Source organism: Enterobacter cloacae complex sp. I3, assembly GCF_014896175.1.
Classification (GTDB): Bacteria; Pseudomonadota; Gammaproteobacteria; order Enterobacterales; family Enterobacteriaceae; genus Enterobacter; species Enterobacter bugandensis.
This window is the reverse complement of sequence record NZ_JADBQZ010000006.1, coordinates 153,445-176,920: the sequence shown is the minus strand read 5'-3', so window position 1 is coordinate 176,920 and position 23,476 is coordinate 153,445. Positions and strand designations below refer to the sequence as shown.

Below are 23,476 nucleotides of genomic sequence, written 5' to 3'. Positions count from 1 at the left end.
CCACACTCAGACCATTCCTGACAGTCTTCCATATTTCCTCCATTTTTCCGCTGTGTTAGCTGACTAAACTAGTATCATTCCCCGAAGTATTCAGGATGAGAACGTATAACGATGAAAGGCAGTAACAAATCCCGCTGGGCAATCGCCGCTGGCATCATTGTGGTGGTCCTTGCCGCCGCCTGGTACTGGCACAGTCAATCTGCGAACTCCGCCGCTCCCGCCGGCGCCAGCAGCCAGGCCCAGCGCCCGGCTGGCGGCGGCCGTCACGGCATGCGCGGCGGCGCGCTGGCACCGGTTCAGGCGGCGACGGCGGTGAGCAAAGCCGTTCCGCGTTATCTGACGGGGCTCGGAACCATTACCGCCGCCAACACCGCCACGGTGCGCAGCCGCGTTGACGGTCAGCTCATCGCGATCCACTTCCAGGAAGGTCAGCAGGTCAAAGCGGGCGATCTGCTGGCAGAAATCGACCCGAGCCAGTTTAAAGTCGCCCTCGCTCAGGCGCAGGGGCAGCTCGCGAAAGACAAAGCCACCCTCGCCAACGCCCGTCGCGATCTGGCGCGCTACCAGCAGCTGGTGAAAACCAACCTTGTTTCTCGTCAGGAGCTGGACACCCAGCAGTCGCTGGTCAGCGAAACGCAGGGCACCATCAAAGCCGACGAGGCCGCCGTCGCCAGCGCGCAGCTGCAGCTGGACTGGAGCCGCATCACCGCGCCGATTGACGGACGCGTGGGCCTGAAGCAGGTCGATATCGGTAACCAGATCTCCAGCGGCGACACCACGGGCATCGTGGTGATCACCCAGACCCACCCGATTGATTTAGTCTTTACCCTGCCGGAAAGCGATATCGCAACCGTCATGCAGGCGCAAAAAGCCGGTAAAGGCCTGGTGGTGGAAGCCTGGGACCGCACCAACAAGCAGAAGCTGAGCGAGGGTTCCCTGCTTAGTCTGGACAACCAGATCGATACCACCACCGGCACCATCAAGCTGAAGGCGCGCTTTAACAACCAGGACGATGCTCTCTTCCCGAACCAGTTCGTCAACGCGCGAATGCTGGTCGCTACCGAAGAGAACGCGGTAGTGATCCCCACCGCAGCGCTGCAGATGGGTAACGAAGGAAGCTTTGTCTGGGTGCTGAACAGCGACAATAAAGTGAGCAAGCATCTGGTGAAAACCGGGATTCAGGACAGCCAGACGGTGGTCATCAGCGCCGGGCTTTCCGCCGGCGACCGCGTGGTCACCGACGGCATCGACCGTCTCACCGAAGGCGCGAAAGTTGAGGTGGTTGAACCTGCGAAACAGGGAGCGACCTCCTGATGCAGGTTATGCCCCCGAGCTCTACAGGTGGGCCGTCACGCCTGTTTATCCTCCGCCCTGTCGCCACCACGCTGTTGATGGTGGCGATCCTGCTGGCCGGGATTATTGGCTACCGCTTCCTGCCCGTGTCGGCGCTGCCGGAGGTAGATTATCCAACGATTCAGGTTGTCACTCTCTATCCCGGCGCCAGCCCGGATGTCGTGACCTCCGCCATCACCGCCCCGCTGGAGCGCCAGTTTGGCCAGATGTCCGGGTTAAAACAGATGTCCTCCCAGAGTTCCGGCGGGGCATCCGTCGTGACGCTGCAGTTCCAGCTAACGCTTTCACTGGACGTCGCCGAGCAGGAAGTGCAGGCCGCCATCAACGCCGCCACCAACCTGCTGCCGTCGGACCTGCCTAACCCGCCGGTCTACAGCAAGGTGAACCCGGCGGATCCGCCGATCATGACACTGGCCGTCACCTCCTCCGCCATGCCGATGACCCAGGTCGAAGACATGGTCGAAACTCGCGTGGCGCAGAAGATTTCTCAGGTCTCCGGCGTCGGCCTCGTCACGCTGGCGGGCGGCCAGCGCCCGGCCGTGCGCGTGAAGCTTAACGCACAGGCGATTGCCGCGCTGGGGCTGACCAGCGAAACCATCCGCACCGCCATCAGCAGTGCCAACGTCAACTCGGCGAAAGGCTCGCTGGACGGCCCGACCCGTGCGGTCACCCTCTCGGCAAACGACCAGATGCAGTCCGCCGACGAATACCGTCAGCTGATTGTGGCCTACCAGAACGGCGCGCCGATCCGCCTGGGCGACGTCGCCACCGTGGAACAAGGCGCGGAAAACAGCTGGCTCGGCGCGTGGGCGAACAAGCAGCAGGCGATCGTGATGAACGTGCAGCGCCAGCCGGGCGCCAACATCATCGAAACCGCCGACAGCATCCGCACCATGCTGCCGCAGCTGATTGAAAGCCTGCCGAAATCGGTCAGCGTAAAAGTCCTTTCCGACCGCACCACCAACATTCGTGCGTCGGTCACCGACACCCAGTTCGAGCTGATGCTGGCGATTGCGCTGGTGGTGATGATCATCTATCTGTTCCTGCGCAACGTTCCGGCAACCATTATCCCCGCCGTCGCCGTGCCGCTCTCGCTGGTCGGGACCTTTGCGGTGATGGTGTTCCTCGACTTTTCGATTAACAACCTGACGCTGATGGCGCTCACCATCGCTACCGGGTTCGTGGTGGATGACGCCATCGTCGTTATCGAGAACATCTCGCGCTATATCGAGAAAGGTGAAAAGCCGCTGGCCGCCGCGCTGAAGGGCGCAGGGGAAATCGGCTTTACCATTATCTCGCTGACCTTCTCGCTGATTGCGGTGCTGATCCCACTACTGTTTATGGGCGACATCGTCGGGCGGCTGTTCCGCGAGTTTGCCGTGACGCTGGCGGTCGCCATTTTGATCTCTGCCGTGGTGTCGCTGACCCTGACGCCGATGATGTGTGCCCGCATGCTGAGCCACGAATCCCTGCGCAAGCAAAACCGCTTCTCCCGCGCCTCCGAGCGGATGTTCGAGCAAATTATTGCCGCCTACGGTCGCGTGCTGGCGAAAGTGCTGAACCATCCGTGGGCAACACTTGGCGTGGCGCTGGGCACGCTGGCGCTCAGCTTAATGCTGTGGATTTTTATTCCGAAAGGTTTCTTCCCCATCCAGGATAACGGCATTATTCAGGGCACGCTTCAGGCTCCGCAGTCGGTCTCCTTCGCGAACATGGCGCAGCGCCAGCAGCAGGTGTCTGAAATCATCATGAAAGACCCGGCGGTGGAGAGCCTGACGTCCTACGTGGGGGTGGATGGCACCAATCCGTCGCTCAACAGCGCGCGTCTGCAGATCAACCTCAAGCCGCTGGATGAGCGCGACGACCGCGTGAACGCCGTCATCGAGCGCCTGCAAAGCGCCGTGGCCCGCGTGCCGGGCGTTGAGCTTTACCTGCAGCCGATTCAGGATTTGACCATTGATACCCAGGTCAGCCGCACGCAGTATCAGTTCACGCTCCAGGCTACGTCGCTTGATGCCCTCAGCACCTGGGTGCCGCAGCTGGTTGAAAAACTTAACACCCTGCCGCAGCTCGCCGACGTCAGCAGCGACTGGCAGGACAAGGGGCTGGCGGCGTACGTGAACGTTAACCGCGACACCGCCAGCCGTCTGGGCATCACCATGTCTGATGTGGACAACGCCCTGTATAACGCCTTCGGTCAGCGCCTGATCTCCACCATCTACACCCAGGCGAACCAGTACCGCGTGGTGCTGGAACACAACACCGAGAACACCCCCGGCCTGGCCGCGCTGGACTCGGTGCGCCTGACCAGCAAAGACGGCGGCATTGTGCCGCTGAGCGCCATCGCCACGGTGGAGGAGCGCTATACCCCGCTGTCGATTAACCACCTGGATCAGTTCCCGTCCACCACCATTTCCTTCAACGTGCCGGACGGTTACTCGCTGGGCGAGGCGGTGGAAGCCATCCAGGCTGCTGAAAAAGCGCTCAGCTTCCCGTCCGACATTCAGACCCAGTTCCAGGGCAGCACGCTGGCGTTCCAGGCCGCGCTGGGCAACACCGTCTGGCTGATCGTCGCGGCGGTCGTGGCGATGTACATCGTGCTTGGCGTGCTGTACGAAAGTTTTATCCACCCGATCACCATCCTCTCTACCCTGCCAACGGCGGGCGTGGGGGCGCTGCTGGCATTGATGCTGGCGGGCAGCGAGCTGGACGTTATTGCCATCATCGGCATCATCCTGCTTATCGGGATCGTGAAGAAAAACGCCATCATGATGATCGACTTTGCGCTGGCCGCCGAGCGCGAGCAGGGCATGTCGCCGCGCGATGCCATCTTCCAGGCCTGCCTGCTGCGTTTCCGCCCGATCCTGATGACCACGCTGGCCGCCCTATTGGGGGCGCTGCCGCTGATGCTCAGCACCGGCGTCGGCGCGGAGCTGCGCCGCCCGCTGGGTATCGGTATGGTCGGGGGCCTGCTGGTGAGTCAGGTGCTGACGCTCTTCACCACACCGGTGATCTATCTGCTGTTTGACCGCCTGGCGCTGTGGACCAAAAGCCGTTTCCCGAAACGTGAAGAGGAGGCGTAAGTGAAGTTTTTCGCCCTCTTCATTTACCGTCCGGTGGCGACGATTTTACTCTCCGTCGCCATTACCCTGTGCGGCGTGCTGGGCTTCCGGCTGCTGCCAGTAGCCCCCCTACCGCAGGTGGATTTCCCGGTGATCATGGTCAGCGCCTCGCTGCCGGGTGCGTCACCGGAGACCATGGCCTCGTCCGTTGCCACGCCGCTGGAGCGTTCTCTTGGGCGGATTGCAGGGGTCAACGAGATGACCTCCAGCAGCTCGCTGGGCAGCACGCGCATCATTCTGGAATTCAGCTTCGACCGGGATATTAACGGTGCCGCCCGTGACGTGCAGGCGGCCATCAACGCCGCGCAAAGCCTTCTGCCGAGCGGGATGCCGAGCCGTCCGACCTACCGCAAGGCCAATCCGTCCGACGCGCCAATCATGATCCTGACGCTGACCTCGGACACCTATTCTCAGGGGCAGCTCTACGACTTCGCGTCGACCCAGCTGGCGCAGACGATCTCACAAATCAACGGCGTGGGTGATGTGAGCGTTGGCGGCAGTTCTCTGCCCGCCGTGCGCGTGGGCCTGAACCCGCAGGCGCTGTTCAACCAGGGCGTGTCGCTGGACGACGTGCGCTCCGCCATCAGCAGCGCCAACGTGCGTAAACCGCAGGGGGCGATTGAGGACGGCAGCCACCGCTGGCAGATCCAGACCAACGACGAGCTAAAAACCGCCGCGGAATACCAGCCGCTGATTATTCACTACAACAACGGCGCGGCGGTACGCCTGAGCGACGTCGCCAGCGTCACTGACTCGGTGCAGGACGTGCGCAACGCCGGGATGACCAACGCTAACCCGGCGATCCTGCTGATGATCCGCAAGCTGCCGGAGGCGAACATTATTGAGACGGTGAACAGCATTCGCGCCCGCCTCCCGGAGCTACAGGAGACCATCCCGGCAGCAATCGATCTGCAGATTGCCCAGGATCGCTCCCCGACCATCCGCGCCTCGCTTGAAGAGGTGGAGCAAACGTTGATTATCTCCGTCGCGCTGGTGATCCTGGTGGTGTTCCTGTTCCTGCGCTCCGGCCGCGCGACGCTGATCCCGGCGGTGGCCGTGCCGGTGTCGCTGATTGGGACCTTTGCCGCCATGTACCTGTGTGGCTTTAGCCTTAACAACCTGTCGCTGATGGCCCTGACGATTGCGACGGGCTTCGTAGTGGATGACGCCATCGTGGTGCTGGAGAACATTTCCCGCCACCTTGAAGCAGGCGTGAAACCGCTGCAGGCCGCGCTGCAGGGCACGCGCGAGGTGGGCTTTACGGTACTTTCCATGAGCCTGTCGCTGGTGGCGGTATTCCTGCCACTGCTGCTGATGGGCGGGCTGCCGGGCAGGCTGCTGCGTGAGTTTGCCGTCACGCTCTCGGTCGCCATCGGGATTTCGCTGGTGATTTCCCTGACGCTGACGCCGATGATGTGCGGCTGGATGCTCAAGCGCAGCAAGCCTCACTCGCAGCCGCGTTGCAAAGGCTTTGGTCGTTTTCTGATGGCGATGCAGGAAGGCTACGGCAAATCGCTGAAGTGGGTGCTGAACCACACGCGGCTGGTCGGCCTGGTGCTGATCGCCACCATTGGGCTCAACGTCTGGATGTACATCACCATCCCGAAAACCTTCTTCCCGGAGCAGGACACCGGCGTGCTGATGGGCGGCATTCAGGCGGACCAGAGCATTTCATTCCAGGCGATGCGCGGCAAGCTGCAGGACTTTATGAAGATCATTCGTGAGGATCCGGCTGTAGACAACGTCACTGGCTTTACCGGCGGCTCGCGCGTTAACAGCGGGATGATGTTCATTACCCTTAAGCCGCGCGGCGAGCGCAACGAAACGGCGCAGCAGGTGATTGACCGCCTGCGTGTGAAGCTCGCCAAAGAGCCGGGCGCAAACCTGTTTTTGATGGCCGTTCAGGATATCCGCGTCGGCGGGCGGCAGGCGAACGCCAGCTACCAGTACACGTTGCTCTCGGATGATTTAGCCGCCCTGCGCGAGTGGGAGCCGAAGATCCGTAAGGCGCTGGCCGCCCTGCCGGAGCTGGCGGACGTGAACTCCGATCAGCAGGACAACGGCGCGGAGATGGCGCTCACCTACGACCGCGAAACCATGTCGCGGCTGGGCATCAACGTTGAAGCCGCCAACAGCCTGCTAAATAACGCCTTCGGCCAGCGCGAGATCTCCACCATCTACCAGCCGATGAACCAGTATAAGGTGGTGATGGAAGTCGACCCGCGCTACACCCAGGACATCAGCGCGCTGGATAAAATGTTTGTGATTAACAGCGACGGCAAGGCGATACCGCTCTCCTACTTTGCCAGCTGGCGACCAGCCAACGCGCCGCTGTCGGTGAACCATCAGGGGCTGTCGGCGGCGTCGACCATCTCCTTTAACCTGCCCGCCGGTTCGTCGCTTTCCGAGGCCAGCGACGCGATCAACCGCGCGATGACGCAGCTCGGCGTGCCGTCCACCGTGCGCGGCAGCTTTGCCGGGACCGCGCAGGTATTCCAGGAGACGATGAACTCGCAGGTGATTTTGATTCTGGCCGCCATCGCCACGGTCTATATTGTGCTGGGCGTCCTGTATGAGAGCTACGTTCACCCGCTGACCATCCTCTCGACGCTGCCGTCGGCGGGCGTGGGGGCGTTGCTGGCGCTGGAGCTGTTTGGCGCGCCGTTCAGCCTGATCGCGCTTATCGGAATTATGCTGTTAATCGGCATCGTAAAGAAAAACGCCATCATGATGGTGGACTTCGCGCTGGACGCCCAGCGCAACGGCAACCTCTCGCCGGAAGAGGCGATCTTCCAGGCCTGCCTGCTGCGCTTCCGTCCGATCATGATGACCACCCTGGCGGCGCTGTTTGGCGCGCTGCCGCTGGTTATCTCGGGCGGCGATGGCTCAGAGCTGCGCCAGCCGCTGGGGATCACCATCGTCGGCGGCCTGGTGATGAGCCAGCTGCTGACGCTGTACACCACGCCGGTGGTCTATCTGTTCTTCGACCGCCTGCGGCTGCGCTTTTCGCGTAAAAACAGAGAAACGGTAAACGGGTAAATGACTGAGCTTCCCAGCAACGTTCGCTGGCAATTGTGGATAGTCGCCTTCGGCTTCTTTATGCAGTCGCTGGATACGACCATCGTTAACACCGCCCTCCCCTCCATGGCGAAAAGCCTGGGGGAGAGCCCGCTGCATATGCACATGGTGATTGTCTCCTACGTGCTGACGGTTGCGGTGATGCTGCCTGCCAGCGGCTGGCTGGCGGACAAAGTGGGCGTGCGGAATATTTTTTTCACGGCTATTGTGCTGTTTACCGCTGGCTCGCTGTTTTGCGCCCAGGCCAGCACCCTCGACCAGCTGGTGACGGCGCGCGTGCTGCAGGGCGTCGGCGGGGCGATGATGGTGCCCGTCGGGCGGTTAACGGTGATGAAGATTGTGCCACGCGAGCAGTACATGGCGGCGATGACCTTCGTCACCCTGCCCGGCCAGGTGGGGCCGCTGCTGGGGCCGGCGCTCGGCGGGATGCTGGTGGAGTACGCCTCCTGGCACTGGATCTTCTTGATCAATCTGCCGGTGGGCATCATCGGCGCCATCGCCACCCTGACGCTGATGCCGAATTACAAAATGCAGACGCGGCGCTTTGATTTCTTAGGCTTTATTCTGCTGGCGGCGGGCATGGCTACGCTCACCCTGGCGCTCGACGGGCAAAAGGGACTGGGGATCTCCGCCCTGACGCTCGGGGTGCTGGTGGTTATCGGCATCACCGCCATTTTGTGGTATCTGTGGCATGCTCGCGGGAATGACCAGGCGCTGTTCAGCCTGAACTTATTTAAAAATCCCACCTACCGCCTTGGCCTGTTCGGCAGCTTCGCCGGACGTATCGGCAGCGGCATGCTGCCGTTTATGACGCCCGTGTTTCTGCAAATTGGCATGGGGTTTTCGCCGTTCCACGCGGGCCTGATGATGATCCCGATGGTGCTCGGCAGCATGGGGATGAAGCGCATCGTGGTGCAGGTGGTGAACCGCTTTGGCTACCGTCACGTGCTGGTGGCCGCCACGCTGGGGCTGTCGCTGGTCAGCCTGCTGTTTATGGCCGTGGCGCTGATGGGCTGGTACTACGTCCTGCCGCTGGTGCTGTTCTGTCAGGGGATCGTCAACTCCATGCGCTTCTCATCGATGAATACCCTGACGCTGAAAGACCTGCCGGACGATCTGGCGAGCAGCGGCAACAGCCTGCTGTCGATGATCATGCAGCTCTCCATGAGCGTCGGCGTGACCATCGCGGGGTTACTGCTCGGCATGTACGGCCAGCATCACCTCAGCGTCGACACGCCGGTGGCGCATCAGGTCTTTTTGTATACCTATCTCAGCATGGCGGTCATCATCGCCCTGCCCGCTTTCATCTTCGCCAGAGTGCCGGATGATACCAGAAAGAACGTCGTGATTAGGCGCGGCAAAAGGAGTGGCTCATGAAATTCTGGCGTCCGGGTATTACCGGCAAGCTCTTCGTGGCGATCTTCGCCACCTGTATCGTCCTGCTGATCACCATGCACTGGGCGGTGCGGATCAGCTTTGAGCGCGGTTTTATTGATTACATTAAGCATGGCAATGAACAGCGTTTACAGGGCTTAAGCGATGCGCTGAGTGAACAGTACGCCCAGCACGGCAACTGGCGTTTTCTGCGCAACAATGACCGCTTTATTTTCCAGATCCTGCGCTCGCTGGAGCACGATGCCGGCGACGATCGGCCTGGCCCGGGCATGCCGCCGCACGGCTGGCGCACCCAGTTCTGGGTGATTGACCAGGATATGCGCACGCTGGTTGGGCCGCGCGCCCCGATACCGCCGGACGGCACCCGCCGGGCGATTAAGGTGAATAACGCGATCGTCGGCTGGGTTATCGCCTCACCGGTGGAGCGCCTGACGCGCAACACCGATATCAACTTTGACCGCCAGCAGCGCCGGACCAGTTGGCTGATCGTCGCTCTCTCCACCCTGCTCGCCGCGCTCGCCACCTTCCCGCTGGCGCGCGGTCTGCTCGCGCCGGTGAAACGGCTGGTGGAAGGCACGCACAAGCTGGCCGCCGGGGATTTCACCACCCGCGTCGACACCCGCAGCCAGGACGAACTGGGCAAGCTGGCGCAGGACTTTAACCAGCTCGCCAGCACGCTGGAGAAAAACCAGCAGATGCGCCGCGACTTTATGGCCGATATTTCCCACGAGCTGCGCACCCCGCTGGCAGTGCTGCGCGGCGAGCTGGAGGCGATTCAGGACGGCGTACGCCAGTTTACGCCCGAATCGGTGGCCTCTCTGCAGGCGGAGGTGGGTACGCTCACCAAGCTGGTGGACGATCTCCACCAGCTTTCCATGTCCGACGAAGGCGCACTGGCCTACCAGAAGGCGCCCGTCGATGTCATTAACGTGCTGGAGGTGGCGAGCGGCGCCTTCCGGGAACGGTTTGCCAGCCGCAACCTGAAAATCGACCTCTCCCTGCCGGACAGCGCGGTGGTGTTTGGCGACAAAGACCGGCTGATGCAGCTGTTCAACAACCTGCTGGAAAACAGCCTGCGCTACACCGACAGCGGCGGCGGGCTGCATATCTCCGGCAGGCAGGACAACGGGCGCTTCGCCCTCACCTTCGCGGATTCCGCCCCCGGCGTGCAGGACGCGCAGCTGGAAAAATTGTTCGAGCGCTTTTACCGCACCGAAGGCTCCCGCAACCGCGCCAGCGGCGGTTCCGGCCTGGGGCTGGCGATTTGCGTTAACATCGTCGAGGCGCATAATGGCACCATTCGCGCCGCCCATTCGCCTTTTGGCGGGGTTAGCATTACAGTAGAGTTACCTCTGGAACGGGATTTATCGAGAGAAGTATGACCGAGTTACCGATTGACGAAAACACGCCGCGCATTTTGATCGTCGAAGACGAACCCAAGCTGGGACAGCTGCTGATCGACTATTTACGCGCGGCCAGCTATGCCCCGTCACTGATCAGCCACGGCGACCAGGTGCTGCCGTACGTGCGCCAGACTCCGCCGGATCTTATCCTGCTGGATTTAATGCTGCCGGGCGTTGACGGCCTGACCCTGTGCCGGGAGATTCGTCGCTTCTCCGACGTGCCTATTGTCATGGTCACCGCCAAAATTGAAGAGATTGACCGCCTCCTGGGGCTCGAAATCGGCGCGGACGACTACATCTGCAAGCCCTACAGCCCGCGTGAGGTGGTGGCCCGCGTGAAAACCATTCTGCGCCGCTGCAGGCCGAAGCGCGAGCTTCAGATGCTGGACGCCGAAAGCCCGCTGATTGTGGATGAGAGCCGCTTCCAGGCGAGCTGGCGCAGCAAGCTGCTGGACCTCACCCCTGCGGAGTTCCGCCTGCTGAAAACCCTCTCCCACGAGCCGGGAAAAGTCTTCTCACGCGAACAGCTGCTGAACCACCTGTACGACGATTACCGCGTGGTGACCGATCGCACCATCGACAGCCACATCAAAAACCTGCGCCGCAAGCTGGAGGCGCTGGACGCCGAGCAGTCATTTATTCGTGCGGTGTACGGCGTGGGGTATCGCTGGGAAGCGGATGCGTGCAGGATTGCCTAGTTAGCCGCTGGTTAATCCAGGCCGGGTAAGGCGAAGCCGTCACCCGGCACAATAACTTTACCTCCCTGCCCCGCAGCGCTACAATGCCCGCCCTTAAAGTGGGGGATCTCCCCTTACCGCTGCACCTGGTGCATGCGGATCTGACCTGTCATCAGAACGAGAACAAACATGTTTAAACCGGAACTCCTTTCCCCGGCGGGAACGCTGCAAAATATGCGTTACGCTTTCGCCTATGGCGCCGACGCCGTGTATGCGGGCCAGCCACGCTACTCGCTGCGCGTGCGTAACAACGAATTCAACCACGAGAACCTGCAGCTCGGCATCAACGAGGCGCATGCTCTGGGTAAAAAATTCTACGTGGTGGTGAATATCGCGCCGCACAACGCCAAGCTGAAAACGTTCATCCGCGACCTGAAGCCGGTGGTGGATATGGGGCCGGACGCGCTGATCATGTCGGACCCGGGTTTAATCATGCTGGTTCGGGAGAACTTCCCGGAAATGGATATTCACCTCTCCGTACAGGCTAACGCCGTCAACTGGGCGACGGTAAAGTTCTGGAAGCAGATGGGGCTGACCCGCGTCATTCTGTCTCGCGAGCTTTCGCTGGAAGAGATTGAAGAAATCCGCACTCAGGTGCCGGACATGGAAATTGAAATCTTCGTTCACGGCGCGCTGTGCATGGCCTACTCCGGCCGCTGCCTGCTCTCTGGCTATATCAACAAGCGTGACCCGAACCAGGGCACCTGCACCAACGCCTGCCGCTGGGAATATAACGTCCAGGAAGGCAAAGAGGACGATATCGGCAACATCGTCCACAAGCATGAGCCGATCCCGGTGACCAACGTCGAACCTACGCTGGGCATCGGCGCGCCAACCGACAGCGTGTTTATGATTGAAGAAGCCAAGCGTCCGGGCGAGTACATGACCGCCTTTGAAGACGAGCACGGCACCTACATCATGAACTCAAAAGATCTGCGCGCCATCGCCCACGTTGAGCGCCTGACGCAGATGGGCGTGCACTCCCTGAAGATCGAAGGCCGCACCAAATCCTATTACTATTGCGCGCGTACCGCGCAGGTGTACCGCAAAGCCATCGACGATGCGGCGGCCGGTAAACCGTTCGATACCAGCCTGCTGGAAACGCTGGAAGGCCTGGCGCACCGCGGCTATACCGAAGGCTTCCTGCGCCGCCATACCCACGACGACTACCAGAACTACGAGCACGGCTACTCCGTTTCCGAGCGCCAGCAGTTTGTCGGCGACTTCACCGGCGAGCGCAAAGGCGCGCTGGCGGCCGTGGCGGTGAAAAACAAGTTCACCAAAGGCGACAGCCTGGAGCTGATGACCCCGCAGGGCAACATGAACTTCACGCTGGAGCATCTGGAAAACGGCAAAGGCGAAGCGATTGAGGTTGCGCCGGGCGACGGGCATACCGTCTGGCTGCCGGTTCCGGAAGAGGTGGAGCTGAAGTTCGCGCTGCTGATGCGTAACTTCAACGGTGAAAGCACACGTAATCCACACGGCAAATAGTCAATCAGGGAAATTTTTTCGCGCTGGGATAATTCTTAGAATCGGATCACATACCGCTTCGTTCAATACGGGTATTATCCCCCCGCTGAAAAACATAACCCATAAATGCTAGCTGTACCAGGAACCACCTCCTTAGCCTGCGTAATCTCCCTTACGCGGGCTTATTTTTTGCCTTCTCTCTCCTCAATCCAGGCAATGAGTTCGTCGATTTGCTTCTCTGAGAACACGGCGATCCCATTCTCAGCGAGCAACGACGCAGCACCCCCCCTCCCCGCTTTCTGTATACCGCGAAACGATCCGTCATAAATAAACTCACTGCCGCACGTTGGGCTGCCATCGGTTAACAATGCAGCGCTACACCCCGACGCCTGAGCAGCGCGTAGCGCGAGCCAGGCTGCAAGCTGATAATGTGCGGTCACATCCTGCCCGGTATTTTCCATAATTCTGGCTTGCCCGTGCATCACGTCTTTGCCATCAGCGAATTTAATCTCTGCCGGAGGACGCGGTACAGGCAGCCCGGCAGCCAATTCAGGGCAGTGGATAACCAGACGTTGTTCCTGTTGCCAGCGAGCGAGTTGCGCGTTCATTCGCGCTTTTTCACTTCCGTTATAACGGACCCTGAAGCCCATCAGACAAGCGCTTACCAAAATTTTATTCATCATCACTTTCCTGTGATTACATTAATCTCATCGCTGAAGTGTAACGCGCTTTCGGGCATATTTTGTTCCTTTCATCCTGTTCTTACCCGCTTTTTCCCTCTCTGCTATACACTCTTACTAACGCTAAAAAAGGGAGCAGCGAGGATGGCAACCTATCCAGACAGTTTATTGATTCTCAATGGCAAAAGTGCAGGCAACGATCCGTTGCGTCAGGCGATTATGGGTTTGCGTGACGACGGCGCACGTATCCACGTGCGCGTGACGTGGGAAAAAGGCGACGCGGCACGCTATATCAACGAAGGCTTAGCGTTAGGTATCAGCACCATCATTTCCGGCGGCGGCGACGGCACCATCAATGAGATCGCCTCTGCGATTATCGACCTGCCACCGGCAGATCGCCCGGTGATGGGCATATTACCGCTCGGCACCGCCAATGATTTTGCCACCAGCGCCGGGATCCCGGAAGATTTAGAGAAGGCGCTTCAGCTGGCGATCCTCGGCAAAGCCACCGCCGTGGATATCGCCCAGGTGAATGACAAAACCTGCTTTATCAATATGGCGACGGGTGGATTCGGCACGCGCATTACCAGCGAAACGCCGGAAAAACTGAAGGCGGCGCTGGGCGGCGTGTCGTACCTGATCCACGGATTGATGCGTATGGACACCCTCAAGCCGGACCGATGCGAAATTCGCGGTGAGGATTTTCAGTGGCAGGGTGACGCGCTGGTGATTGGGATTGGCAACGGACGTCAGGCAGGCGGCGGACAGCAGCTCTGCCCGGAGGCGCTGATTAACGATGGTCAGCTACAGCTGCGCATTTTCACCGGCGACGGTCTGCTGCCCGCGCTGTTTACCACGCTGACGCAGCCGGAAGAGAGCCCGAATATCATTGACGGTAAATCGGCGTGGTTCGAGGTGAATGCGCCGCACGGGATGACGTTTAACCTCGACGGAGAGCCGCTGAGCGGAACGCAGTTCCGCATTGAGGTGTTGCCCGGCGCGCTGCAGTGCAGGCTGCCGCCGGACTGTGTGCTTTTGCGCTGATGTTTCACACGGTGCGCGATGATGCCCTCACCCCAACCCTCTCCCACAGGGAGAGGGAGATGGAGACGTCAGGCAATTGTGACTTTACTGTCCAGATAGACGTCCTGAACAGCATTGATCAGCTTCACGCCGTCGGCCATTGATTTCTTGAACGCCTTACGGCCAAGGATCAGCCCCATGCCGCCCGCGCGTTTGTTGATAACCGCCGTACGCACCGCATCGGACAGGTCGGTATCACCGCCCGCCGCGCCGCCGGAGTTGATCAGCCCCGCGCGGCCCATATAGCAGTTCGCCAGCTGGTAGCGCACCAGGTCGATCGGGTTATCGCTGGTCAGCTTGCTGTAAACGCGGTCATCGGTGTAACCGAAGTTCACCGCCTTATAGCCACCGTTATTCTCCGCCATTTTCTGCTTCACGATGTCCGCGCCGATGGTGGCCGCCAGATGGTTCGCCTGGCCGGTCAGGTCGGCGGAGACGTGATAATCCACCCCGTCTTTTTTGAACGCCGAGTTACGCAGGTAGGCCCAGAGCACGGTCACCATGCCCAGTTCGTGCGCGCGCTCAAACGCTGCGGAGATCTCTTCAATCTGACGACGAGACTGTTCAGAGCCGAAGTAAATCGTCGCCCCGACGGCCACCGCCCCCATGTTGAACGCCTGCTCGACGCTGGCGTAGAGGGTCTGGTCATACTCGGTGGGGTAGCTGAGAGTTTCGTTGTGATTCAGCTTCACGAGGAACGGAATGCGGTGGGCATAGCGACGCGAAACCGAAGCCAGCACGCCGTAGGTGGAGGCTACACAGTTACAGCCCGCTTCAATCGCCAGCTCAACTATGTTCTTCGGATCGAAGTAGAGCGGGTTCGCCGCGAAAGAGGCGCCCGCCGAGTGCTCAACGCCCTGGTCCACCGGCAGAATAGAGAGATACCCGGTACCGCCGAGTCGCCCGGTGTTGTAGAGGGTCTGCATGTTTCGCAGAACCGCAGGCGGACGGTTGTTGTCCACCATCACGCGGTCAACGTAGTCGTGACCAGGCAGGTAAAGCTGGTCGGCTGGAATGGTCATACAACGATGCTGTAAAAGGCTGTCGGCGTCTTTGCCAAGCAACTGCGCAATATCAGTCATGTGATACTCCCGTAAATCCGACGTCGTGTCGGTGTGTGTTTATCCAGTCCCATCTTTTATGGGCAGACTAAGCCTGGTACCGACTTAACAGATTTTCCACCATATGCATTTTTTTTCAGCACAATCTGCTGGCTCGATTCGTGTACAACAAAACTGTTACATTGATCAAACAATCGCCACAAAGGTATTTAAAAGGTATTATTGAGTGGTATGTTAAAGGCGTACCTTATCTGACATGCAGGATTAAAAAATGAAAACGAAAGTCCAACTGTCATTCATGATGTTTGTTGAATGGTTTATCTGGGGCGCGTGGTTTGTGCCATTGTGGCTGTGGCTGAGCAAAAGCGGGTTTACCGCCGGGGAAATTGGCTGGTCTTACGCCTGTACCGCGATTGCCGCGATCCTCTCTCCTATCCTGGTCGGCTCGCTGACGGACCGTTTCTTCGCCGCGCAGAAAGTACTGTCGATGCTGATGTTCGCCGGCGCGATCCTGATGTACTTCGCCGCGCAGCAAACCCAGTTCAGCACCTTCTTCCCGCTGCTGCTGGTCTATTCCCTGACCTATATGCCGACCATCGCGCTGACCAATAGCATTGCCTTCGCGAACGTGGACGACGTTGAGGCTGATTTCCCGCGTATCCGCGTGATGGGCACCATCGGCTGGATCGCCTCGGGGCTGGCGTGCGGGTTCCTGCCACAGATGCTCGGCTACAGCGATATTTCCGATACCAATATTCCGCTGCTGATGACCGCAGCCAGCTCCGCCCTGCTCGGCGTCTTTGCCCTGTTCTTGCCGAACACGCCGCCGAAAAGTACCGGTAAGCTGGATTTCAAAGTGATGCTGGGGCTGGATGCGCTGGTCCTGCTGCGCGACAAAAACTTCCTGGTGTTCTTCTTCTGCTCGTTCCTGTTCGCCATGCCGCTGGCCTTCTACTACATCTTCGCCAACGGCTATCTCACCGAAGTGGGGATGAAAAACGCCACCGGCTGGATGACGCTCGGCCAGTTCTCTGAAATCTTCTTTATGCTCGCCCTGCCGTTCTTTACCAAACGCTTTGGTATTAAGAAGGTCTTGCTGCTGGGCCTGATTACCGCCGCCATCCGCTACGGCTTCTTCGTTTACGGCGGTGCGGAGCAGTACTTCACCTACGCCCTGCTGTTCCTCGGCATCCTGCTGCACGGCGTGAGCTATGACTTCTACTACGTGACCGCGTATATCTACGTGGATAAAAAAGCGCCGGTGCACATGCGCACCGCCGCGCAAGGCCTGATTACGCTGTGCTGTCAGGGGTTTGGTAGCCTGCTGGGTTATCGCCTGGGCGGCGTGATGATGGAAAAAATGTTCGCTTACAAAGAGCCGGTGAATGGGCTGACCTTCAACTGGGCCGGAATGTGGACATTTGGTGCAGTCATGATTGCCGTGATTGCCGTGCTGTTTATGCTGTTTTTCCGCGAATCGGATAAAGAGATCACCGCAATTGAGGTGGTTGATGGCGATACCGCGCTGACACAAGGGGAAGTTAAATGAAACAAGACCGTATTCTCGGGGCCCTTTACGGCCAGGCGTTAGGGGATGCGATGGGCATGCCGTCGGAGCTGTGGCCGAGAAAGCGCGTCAAGGCGCACTTCGGCTGGATCGACCGCTTTTTACCCGGCCCGGCAGAGAATAACGCGGCCTGCTATTTCAAACAGGCAGAATTCACCGATGACACCTCGATGGCGCTGTGCCTGGCCGATGCGATCATCGAGTGCGACGGGGAGATTAACGCGGACGTTATCGGCAAGCATATCCTGAACTGGGCGCTCGACTTCGACGCGTTTAACAAGAACGTGCTCGGCCCGACCTCCAAAATCGCGCTTAACGCGATTCGTGACGGGAAACCGGTCAGCGAGCTGGACAACAACGGCGTGACTAACGGGGCGGCGATGCGCGCCTCCCCGCTGGGCTGCCTGCTCCCGGCGACGCGGCTGGAGCACTTTGTGAACCAGGTGGCGCAGGCCTCCAGCCCGACGCATAAATCGGATCTCGCCATTGCCGGCGCGGTGGTGATTGCCTGGGCGATTTCCCGCGCCATCGACGGGGAACGCTGGCAGAACATCGTCGATGCCCTGCCGGGGATCGCCCGCTATGCGCAGGAGGCGAAAACCACCACCTTCAGCGCGTCGCTCGCAGCGCGCATTGAGCTGGCGCTTAAGACCGTGCGGGACGCCAACGGCATCGACTCCGCCAGCGAGCAGATTTATCAGCTCACTGGCGCGGGTACCAGCACCATTGAGTCCGTTCCGGCAGCCATCGCGATGGTGGAGCTGGCGGGAACCGACCCGAACCGCTGCGCCATTTTATGCGCCAATCTGGGTGGCGATACCGACACCATTGGCGCGATGGCGACGGCCATCTGCGGCGCGCTCCACGGCGTGCAGGCCATTGACCCGGCGCTCAAAGCCGAACTCGACGCCGTTAATCAGCTCGATTTCGGTCACTACGGCGAAAAACTGCTGCACTTCAGGGAGCAAAGGGAGGGCGTATGAATTCTTTTGCCCAACGTCTCGACACCCTGCACGCCACGCGCCCGGTGACGGTGCTGGGCGCGGCGGTGATTGACGTCATCGCCGACGCCTACGCCCTGCCCTGGCGCGGGTGTGATATCGAGCTTAAACAGCAGGGGGTGAATATCGGCGGCTGCGCGCTGAATATCGCCATCGCCCTGAAACGGCTCGGCATTGCGGCGCAAAACGCCCTTCCCGTCGGCCACGGCGTGTGGGCGGATATTATTCGTAACGCAATGGCGAAGCAGGATCTGCACAGCGCCGTGGAGGCTGAAATCGGCGACAACGGCTGGTGTCTGGCCCTGGTGGAGCCTGACGGCGAACGCACCTTTATGTCCTTTAGCGGCGTCGAGAACCAGTGGCAGCAGCGCTGGCTTGACGAGCTAAACGTCCCGCAAAATAGCCTGGTTTATCTCTCCGGCTACCAGCTGGCCTCGCCGTGCGGCGAGCTGCTTACGGGCTGGCTTGAAGGGCTGGAGGACGTGACGGCGCTTATCGATTTCGGCCCACGCATCGCGGATATCCCCGACGCGCTGATCGGGCGGATTATGGCCTGCAGGCCGATCGTGTCGCTTAATCGTCAGGAAGCGGAGCTCGCTGCTGAAAGGCTGGGCGTTGAGGCTGAAAACCTGGGCGAGGAGTGGCAGCAGCGCTTCGGCGCCGCGCTGATTGTGCGGCATGATAAAGACGGTGCTGTCTGGTATGACGGCGACGCATCGGGCGTTGTTCCGGCGTTTCCCGCCACGGTAGTGGACACCATCGGCGCTGGTGACAGCCACGCGGGCGGCACGCTTGCCGGGCTGGCGGCGGGATGGTCGCTGGCAGACGCCGTTCTGCTGGGGAATGCCGTGGCGTCCTGGGTGGTGAGCCATCGCGGCGGCGACTGCGCGCCCACTCGTGAGGAATTACTCCTCGCACACAAAGACGTATAGGTCGCTGCGACAGTAGCTGATGCTGTACTCAATCGGCCGGTGCTGCTGGTCAAGCGCAACCTGCTTGATCACCAGCACCGGTATTTTTTCGTCCATCTTAATGTGCGCCTGAAACTCGCTGTCCGGCATGCGGGCGCTGACCCGTGAACGGGTGCGCTGCGGGAAGATATTCTGACTGCGGAAGTAGTCGTACAGCGAAATCCCTATCGCATCCGGTTCGGGAATGAGCCCGACCGGCACCCAGGACTCTTCAATCGACACCGCATCGTCATCCACATAGCGAATACGCTTCAGCAAAAAGACGTCGCTGTTCGGCTCCAGCGACAGGTGGCCCGCCACCTCTTCCGGGCATTTCACCACGCGTTTATTGACCCACAGCGTATTTGGCGTTTTACCGCGTAGTACCACCTGCTGAGAGAACCCGCGCGCTTCCTTGAGCGAGTATTCGAAGATGTTGTTAATTTGCGTGCCGTAACCCCGGGCACGCGTGACAACGCCCTCGGCTTCCAGCGCCTGCATCGCTTTGCGCACGGTGATCCGCGACACGCCGGTTAACTGGCTCAGATCGCGCTCGCCGGGCAAAATGTTCCCGTGCTCCAGCACGCCGCTGCGCACCGCGTTTTTTACCGTTTCGGCAAATTTCAGGTACAGCGGCGTGTTGTCAGGCGCGGCGATCCGTTCAGTCAGTTGAGCGATTAACCGGGTATGCGCTTGTTCCATCTCTGTTTTCTCAGGCGTGGTGTTTCCTGCCAGTATACTGGGTTACCACCACGCATGAAAATGATGAACCGGCCCAATACCGTGACCGACTTCCAGAGTATCGGCTTTTGCCAGCGCCGCCGAGAGCCAGATTTTCGCTTCTCGCACCGTATCAGCCCAGCCGTCATGCCGCGGGCGTAGCGCCGCCAGCGCGGCGGAGAGGGTGCACCCCGTGCCGTGGGTGTTTTTGGTCTGTACGCGCGGAGCCGTAAAACGTTGCTCGCCGTCGCGGGTAAAGAGCCAGTCCGGGCTTTCAGCGTCATCCAGATGACCGCCTTTCATCAGCACCGCCCCGCAGCCCATCGCCAGCAGCGCATACCCCTGCTCTTTCATTTCGCGTTCAGTTTGCGCGTGCGACGTGCCTAACAGCGCGGCGGCTTCCGGCAGATTGGGCGTGATGAGCGCCACCTGCGGCAGCAGCTTATTGCGGAGCGTCTCAACGGCGGAGGCGGAGAGCAGCGGATCGCCGCTTTTTGCCAGCATGACGGTATCCAGCACCACGTTTTGCACCTGATAGCGTTTAAGCCGCTCGGCCACCGCCTCCACAATATCCGTCTCGGCCAGCATGCCGATCTTGGTGGTATCAATCCGCACGTCGCTGAACACCGAATCCAGCTGCGCGGCAACAAAATCCGGCTCGATACGGTAGACCGACTGCACGCCGCGCGTGTTTTGCGCCACCAGCGCGGTAATCACCGAGCAGCCATACGCGCCAAGGGCCGAGAAAGTTTTCAGATCGGCCTGGATGCCCGCGCCGCCGCTGGGGTCGGTACCGGCAATGGTCAGGGCGTTAATCCGCTTCATGCCTGTTCCTCCAGCGTATAGAGCGCATCCAGGAAGGCGCTGGCAAAACTGCCCGGGCCACGCGACTGCGCAGCGGCGACCGTTCCGGCCCGCTTCATCCATCCGCAGGCGGCAGCAATGTTATCCAGCCGGTCCCCCGGCAGCGAGCAGCTCGCCGCCACAACGGCAGAAAGCGCGCACCCGGTTCCCACTACGCGCGTCATTAACGGGTCTCCGCCCGTTACCGTTCGGGTCCGTTCTCCGTCAGTGATGTAGTCCACCTCGCCGGTGACCACCACAATGGCATGGGTCTGGCGGGCCAACGCCTGAGCGGCAGGCAACGCGCTGGCGGCGGTGTCTGTGGTATCAACGCCGCGCCCACCCGCGCTCATTCCGGCCAGAGCCAGGATTTCGGAGGCGTTGCCGCGAATGGTGGTCGGGTTCAGGGCCAAAATTTGATGGCAAAAACGGGTGCGGAACGTCAGGGCACCCACCGCAACCGGGTCCAGCGTCCAGGGTTTGCCTGCCGCCACCGCGCTTTCAATCGCCCGACGCATCGACTGGGCGCGCGGTGCGGTCAGCGTGCCGACGTTAATCAGCAGCGCATCGGCGATGGCGGCAAACTGTTCGGCCTCTTCGGCCTCAATCACCATCGCCGGGGATGCGCCAAGGGCCAGCAAAACGTTGGCCGTAAAGGTCTGTACGACATCGTTGGTCATGCAGTGGGTCAGCGGAGAACGGGTACGGAAGTGGTGTAAAACGTGTAAATCGAGCAGGTCAGGCTGCATGGGTTCGCTCCTGCCTTGCGTGAAGAAGCGATGACCGGGAAGGCATCTGACTTCCCTACGCTGGCATTATCCAGATCAGGTAATACGGGTATTTCTCAGCCTTCAACGAAGAAGGGCACCCCGAGTCAAAGCTATATAAAACAATCAGTTACACAGAAACAAATTGTAGATGCTTAGTGTAACCGGGGGTAGGGATCAGGCGCAAGGATTTTCGATTTACAACGAAATTCAAGTCTGCCGCCAGAAGATAAATAGAGATTTTTTATTGAGTTTATATTACATAAATACTACTTTTGGCACCATCGAAATAGAATCCACGCCAAGGATAAGCCAATAGACAAAATAACTAAACACACTTCAAAAGACGTTTAAAAGTAGATAACAGATTCCCTTATTGTTACTCATAGCTTGCAATTTATATGAATCCAATGAATACATCCCAGGTATTTATCTATCATGGGAATAATTGATAATATAATTTCTTCTGATAATATAAACCTTTTGCATTGTGAGGGATCTACATGCACGATTTCAGATTGTTCATGATATGGGATGCAGCAAGGGAACTTAAACCCGAAGATTTTCAATACATACTGAGACCGGAAGTCACTTTTGAAAGAGCAAGAATCTACTACGATCTTGATTCTGACAACTATTCTTATTTTAGCCTCCATCAAATGCCAAACAGAAAGAGTGGGTTTGTAAATCCTCATTCAGCCAAATATGATCGTAAACGTAATGGTCTGTACGATGGTGCATATGATCACACACAGCATAATATAGATACTGGCTGGCTTATCGGAATAGACACCACTGAAAAATGGGATTACTTCAAACATCCCTTTTATTTTGATGAAAAGGGTGATCTTGTTTATGATTGCTTTATGGAACATTGGCATTCATGGTTTGAAATGAAAGTAAAAGAAGCATATGAAAAGTGTTTAAATGATCATCAGGGAAGGAAACCAGCGCCTACACAAAAAATTCATTATTCAGATGCCCCTATACAACATGCGCAATCAGCTAAGACCATCAATAGCAAAGCAGCAGGACGTTTATTGGCCGCTGGCGGAATTTATAATGGAAACATTGAAGGGTTCAGAAAAACTGCAGAACAATTAGGCGGTGAAGCTATACAGGGTTATGACCAGGTATTAAATGAACAAACCGCAGGTACAGCTATTGCAGCGTCTTCAATTCTGTTAGCGAAAAGACCTAATAGTAAGTCTTTTGAAGAAGTGTATCGCTACTTAGGCAAAGTCAGGGGAAAGACAAAACTATTAAACAATATAGAAGTAAAAGAAATAAACGTGACCCTTCAGAAACTATGTTTCTAAGGAAAGAATTTAATAATATTGTGAGGAAGAAATTTCTTAATCAGTTATCCAATTCCTCAGATGCTGCTAACGTCTTCGAACCTTCGGATTTGTTCAAAATGAGTAAGGGTACAGCACCAGATGGCTGGGGAGTTCATCATAAACTACCATTGGATGATGGTGGTACAAATGCCTTTGATAACCTATCATTGGTTGAAAAAGAACCGTTTCATAAGGTGTTAACAAATATGCAGAGAACATCGACAAGAGGTATGCTACCGGGAGAGAGCAAAGTAACTCCATGGGTTATGCCTACTGGATCGATTTATCCGCTTAAATAATTTGATGGGTATGAAAATGAAATCAAATGTAACAGACTTGCTAATCGAATTAAGAAAGATGATGACCGATTTAGAATACCCAATCGAGCACCCTATTAACGCATCATTTCTTGATAGTCTAACAAAAAAACGCAGAAAAACCGCATCACCAATACTGGATCAAATCGGAAATGAAACTTGTCTTCTTTTAGTTAATCAACCTGACTATACTAAATTCATCGAAAAAATGGATGGATTTGAGTATAACGGCCTGACAATGTTCAGTTTATCAATTCCAGAACCAATAGTTAAAAACTTGTTCATTATGAATGAGTTTTATCGCAATAATGATTATTTAGATCCCGAATTACAAGAACGATTAGTTATTGGGGAGGATGGAATGTCATTGTTTACTTATGATACAAAAATGAATTTATTTGAAATTCGTGACAATGCCTCTTCAGAGTCGATATATGGTTCATTTGATAACTTCACTGATTTCTTAAGAGAGATCCTTGATACTGTCGCATAGTCTGTGAATGGGGGCATAAGAGTCCCCTTCTCCTACGCTATCCATTTTTTATAACAATCTAAGATTAACGTAGCCCCATTTGTATGGGGCTTTGTT

At 58.2% G+C, this 23,476-nt stretch carries 17 protein-coding genes, 1 pseudogene and 1 riboswitch; of the genes and pseudogenes, 13 read left to right on the top strand and 5 right to left on the bottom strand.

Annotated elements, in window-relative coordinates; translation table 11 throughout:
- Positions 1-111 precede the first annotated feature (111 nt).
- The 7 genes from IM271_RS06440 (at position 112) to yegQ (ending at position 12,579) form a co-directional block, all read left to right on the top strand.
- A complete protein-coding gene (locus IM271_RS06440) occupies positions 112-1,314 on the top strand; it encodes an MdtA/MuxA family multidrug efflux RND transporter periplasmic adaptor subunit (RefSeq protein WP_041909096.1) in 1,203 nt (400 codons plus the stop codon).
- Entirely contained in the window at positions 1,314-4,436 is a 3,123-nt protein-coding gene (locus tag IM271_RS06435) for an MdtB/MuxB family multidrug efflux RND transporter permease subunit (RefSeq protein ID WP_193051667.1), read from the top strand. The genes IM271_RS06440 and IM271_RS06435 overlap by 1 nt, the downstream gene beginning before the upstream one ends.
- Entirely contained in the window at positions 4,437-7,514 is a 3,078-nt protein-coding gene (mdtC, locus tag IM271_RS06430; protein ID WP_193052344.1) for a multidrug efflux RND transporter permease subunit MdtC, read from the top strand.
- Positions 7,515-8,930: an MFS transporter gene (locus tag IM271_RS06425; RefSeq protein WP_193052343.1), complete on the top strand. Its 1,416-nt coding sequence runs from the start codon at positions 7,515-7,517 to the stop codon at positions 8,928-8,930. It begins immediately after the preceding gene.
- Positions 8,927-10,330 (top strand): two-component system sensor histidine kinase BaeS, encoded by a 1,404-nt coding sequence (baeS, locus tag IM271_RS06420; protein WP_193052342.1) that lies wholly within the window; start codon positions 8,927-8,929, stop codon positions 10,328-10,330. The genes IM271_RS06425 and baeS overlap by 4 nt, the downstream gene beginning before the upstream one ends.
- On the top strand, positions 10,327-11,049 hold the full coding sequence (gene baeR / locus IM271_RS06415; RefSeq protein WP_047367938.1) for a two-component system response regulator BaeR: 723 nt from the start codon (positions 10,327-10,329) through the stop codon (positions 11,047-11,049). The genes baeS and baeR overlap by 4 nt, the downstream gene beginning before the upstream one ends.
- Before the next feature lie 168 nt (positions 11,050-11,217).
- Positions 11,218-12,579, top strand: a complete 1,362-nt coding sequence (yegQ, locus tag IM271_RS06410; protein WP_008500866.1) for a tRNA 5-hydroxyuridine modification protein YegQ — start codon at positions 11,218-11,220, stop codon at positions 12,577-12,579.
- A gap of 161 nt (positions 12,580-12,740) precedes the next feature.
- Here yegQ and IM271_RS06405 read toward each other — a convergent pair whose 3' ends face one another.
- Positions 12,741-13,241 (bottom strand): DUF523 domain-containing protein, encoded by a 501-nt coding sequence (locus IM271_RS06405; RefSeq protein ID WP_193052341.1) that lies wholly within the window; start codon positions 13,239-13,241, stop codon positions 12,741-12,743.
- Between the two features lie 141 nt (positions 13,242-13,382).
- Here IM271_RS06405 and yegS point away from each other — a divergent pair, with 141 nt between their 5' ends.
- A complete protein-coding gene (gene yegS, locus IM271_RS06400) occupies positions 13,383-14,282 on the top strand; it encodes a lipid kinase YegS (RefSeq protein ID WP_126326853.1) in 900 nt (299 codons plus the stop codon).
- Between the two features lie 68 nt (positions 14,283-14,350).
- Here the strand turns inward: yegS and fbaB are convergent, their stop codons facing one another.
- The gene (fbaB, locus tag IM271_RS06395; RefSeq protein ID WP_008500869.1) at positions 14,351-15,403 is read right to left on the bottom strand and encodes a class I fructose-bisphosphate aldolase; all 1,053 of its coding nucleotides are present in this window, start codon (positions 15,401-15,403) and stop codon (positions 14,351-14,353) included.
- A 250-nt stretch (positions 15,404-15,653) separates the two neighbouring features.
- Here fbaB and IM271_RS06390 point away from each other — a divergent pair, with 250 nt between their 5' ends.
- The 3 genes from IM271_RS06390 to IM271_RS06380 are packed head-to-tail and all read left to right on the top strand — an operon-like array spanning position 15,654 to position 18,882.
- The gene (locus IM271_RS06390; RefSeq protein WP_193052340.1) at positions 15,654-16,931 is read left to right on the top strand and encodes a nucleoside permease; all 1,278 of its coding nucleotides are present in this window, start codon (positions 15,654-15,656) and stop codon (positions 16,929-16,931) included.
- Positions 16,928-17,932: an ADP-ribosylglycohydrolase family protein gene (locus IM271_RS06385; protein ID WP_193052339.1), complete on the top strand. Its 1,005-nt coding sequence runs from the start codon at positions 16,928-16,930 to the stop codon at positions 17,930-17,932. The genes IM271_RS06390 and IM271_RS06385 overlap by 4 nt, the downstream gene beginning before the upstream one ends.
- The gene (locus tag IM271_RS06380) at positions 17,929-18,882 is read left to right on the top strand and encodes a PfkB family carbohydrate kinase (protein WP_193052338.1); all 954 of its coding nucleotides are present in this window, start codon (positions 17,929-17,931) and stop codon (positions 18,880-18,882) included. The genes IM271_RS06385 and IM271_RS06380 overlap by 4 nt, the downstream gene beginning before the upstream one ends.
- Here the strand turns inward: IM271_RS06380 and IM271_RS06375 are convergent.
- Genes IM271_RS06375 through thiM form a run of 3 tightly spaced genes read right to left on the bottom strand, consistent with a single transcriptional unit; the run spans position 18,856 to position 21,212 of the window.
- Entirely contained in the window at positions 18,856-19,602 is a 747-nt protein-coding gene (locus IM271_RS06375; RefSeq protein WP_028013821.1) for a GntR family transcriptional regulator, read from the bottom strand. The two genes, IM271_RS06380 and IM271_RS06375, sit on opposite strands and share 27 nt — an antisense overlap.
- 42 nt (positions 19,603-19,644) lie before the next feature.
- Positions 19,645-20,445, bottom strand: coding sequence for a bifunctional hydroxymethylpyrimidine kinase/phosphomethylpyrimidine kinase (gene thiD / locus IM271_RS06370; protein ID WP_028013822.1), 801 nt, complete (start codon positions 20,443-20,445; stop codon positions 19,645-19,647).
- Entirely contained in the window at positions 20,442-21,212 is a 771-nt protein-coding gene (thiM, locus tag IM271_RS06365) for a hydroxyethylthiazole kinase (RefSeq protein ID WP_193052337.1), read from the bottom strand. The genes thiD and thiM overlap by 4 nt, the downstream gene beginning before the upstream one ends.
- Before the next feature lie 35 nt (positions 21,213-21,247).
- A riboswitch (TPP riboswitch) is annotated at positions 21,248-21,345 on the bottom strand.
- A gap of 892 nt (positions 21,346-22,237) precedes the next feature.
- Here thiM and IM271_RS20170 point away from each other — a divergent pair.
- Both IM271_RS20170 and IM271_RS06355 read left to right on the top strand, forming a co-directional pair.
- Positions 22,238-22,869: pseudogene (locus tag IM271_RS20170) on the top strand (HNH endonuclease signature motif containing protein); the annotation flags it as partial.
- Positions 22,870-22,879: 10 nt separating this feature from the next.
- Positions 22,880-23,380 carry a YrhA family protein gene (locus IM271_RS06355; RefSeq protein WP_193052336.1) on the top strand — a complete coding sequence of 167 codons (501 nt, stop codon included), beginning with the start codon at positions 22,880-22,882 and terminating at the stop codon, positions 23,378-23,380.
- The last annotated feature ends 96 nt before the right edge of the window (positions 23,381-23,476 follow it).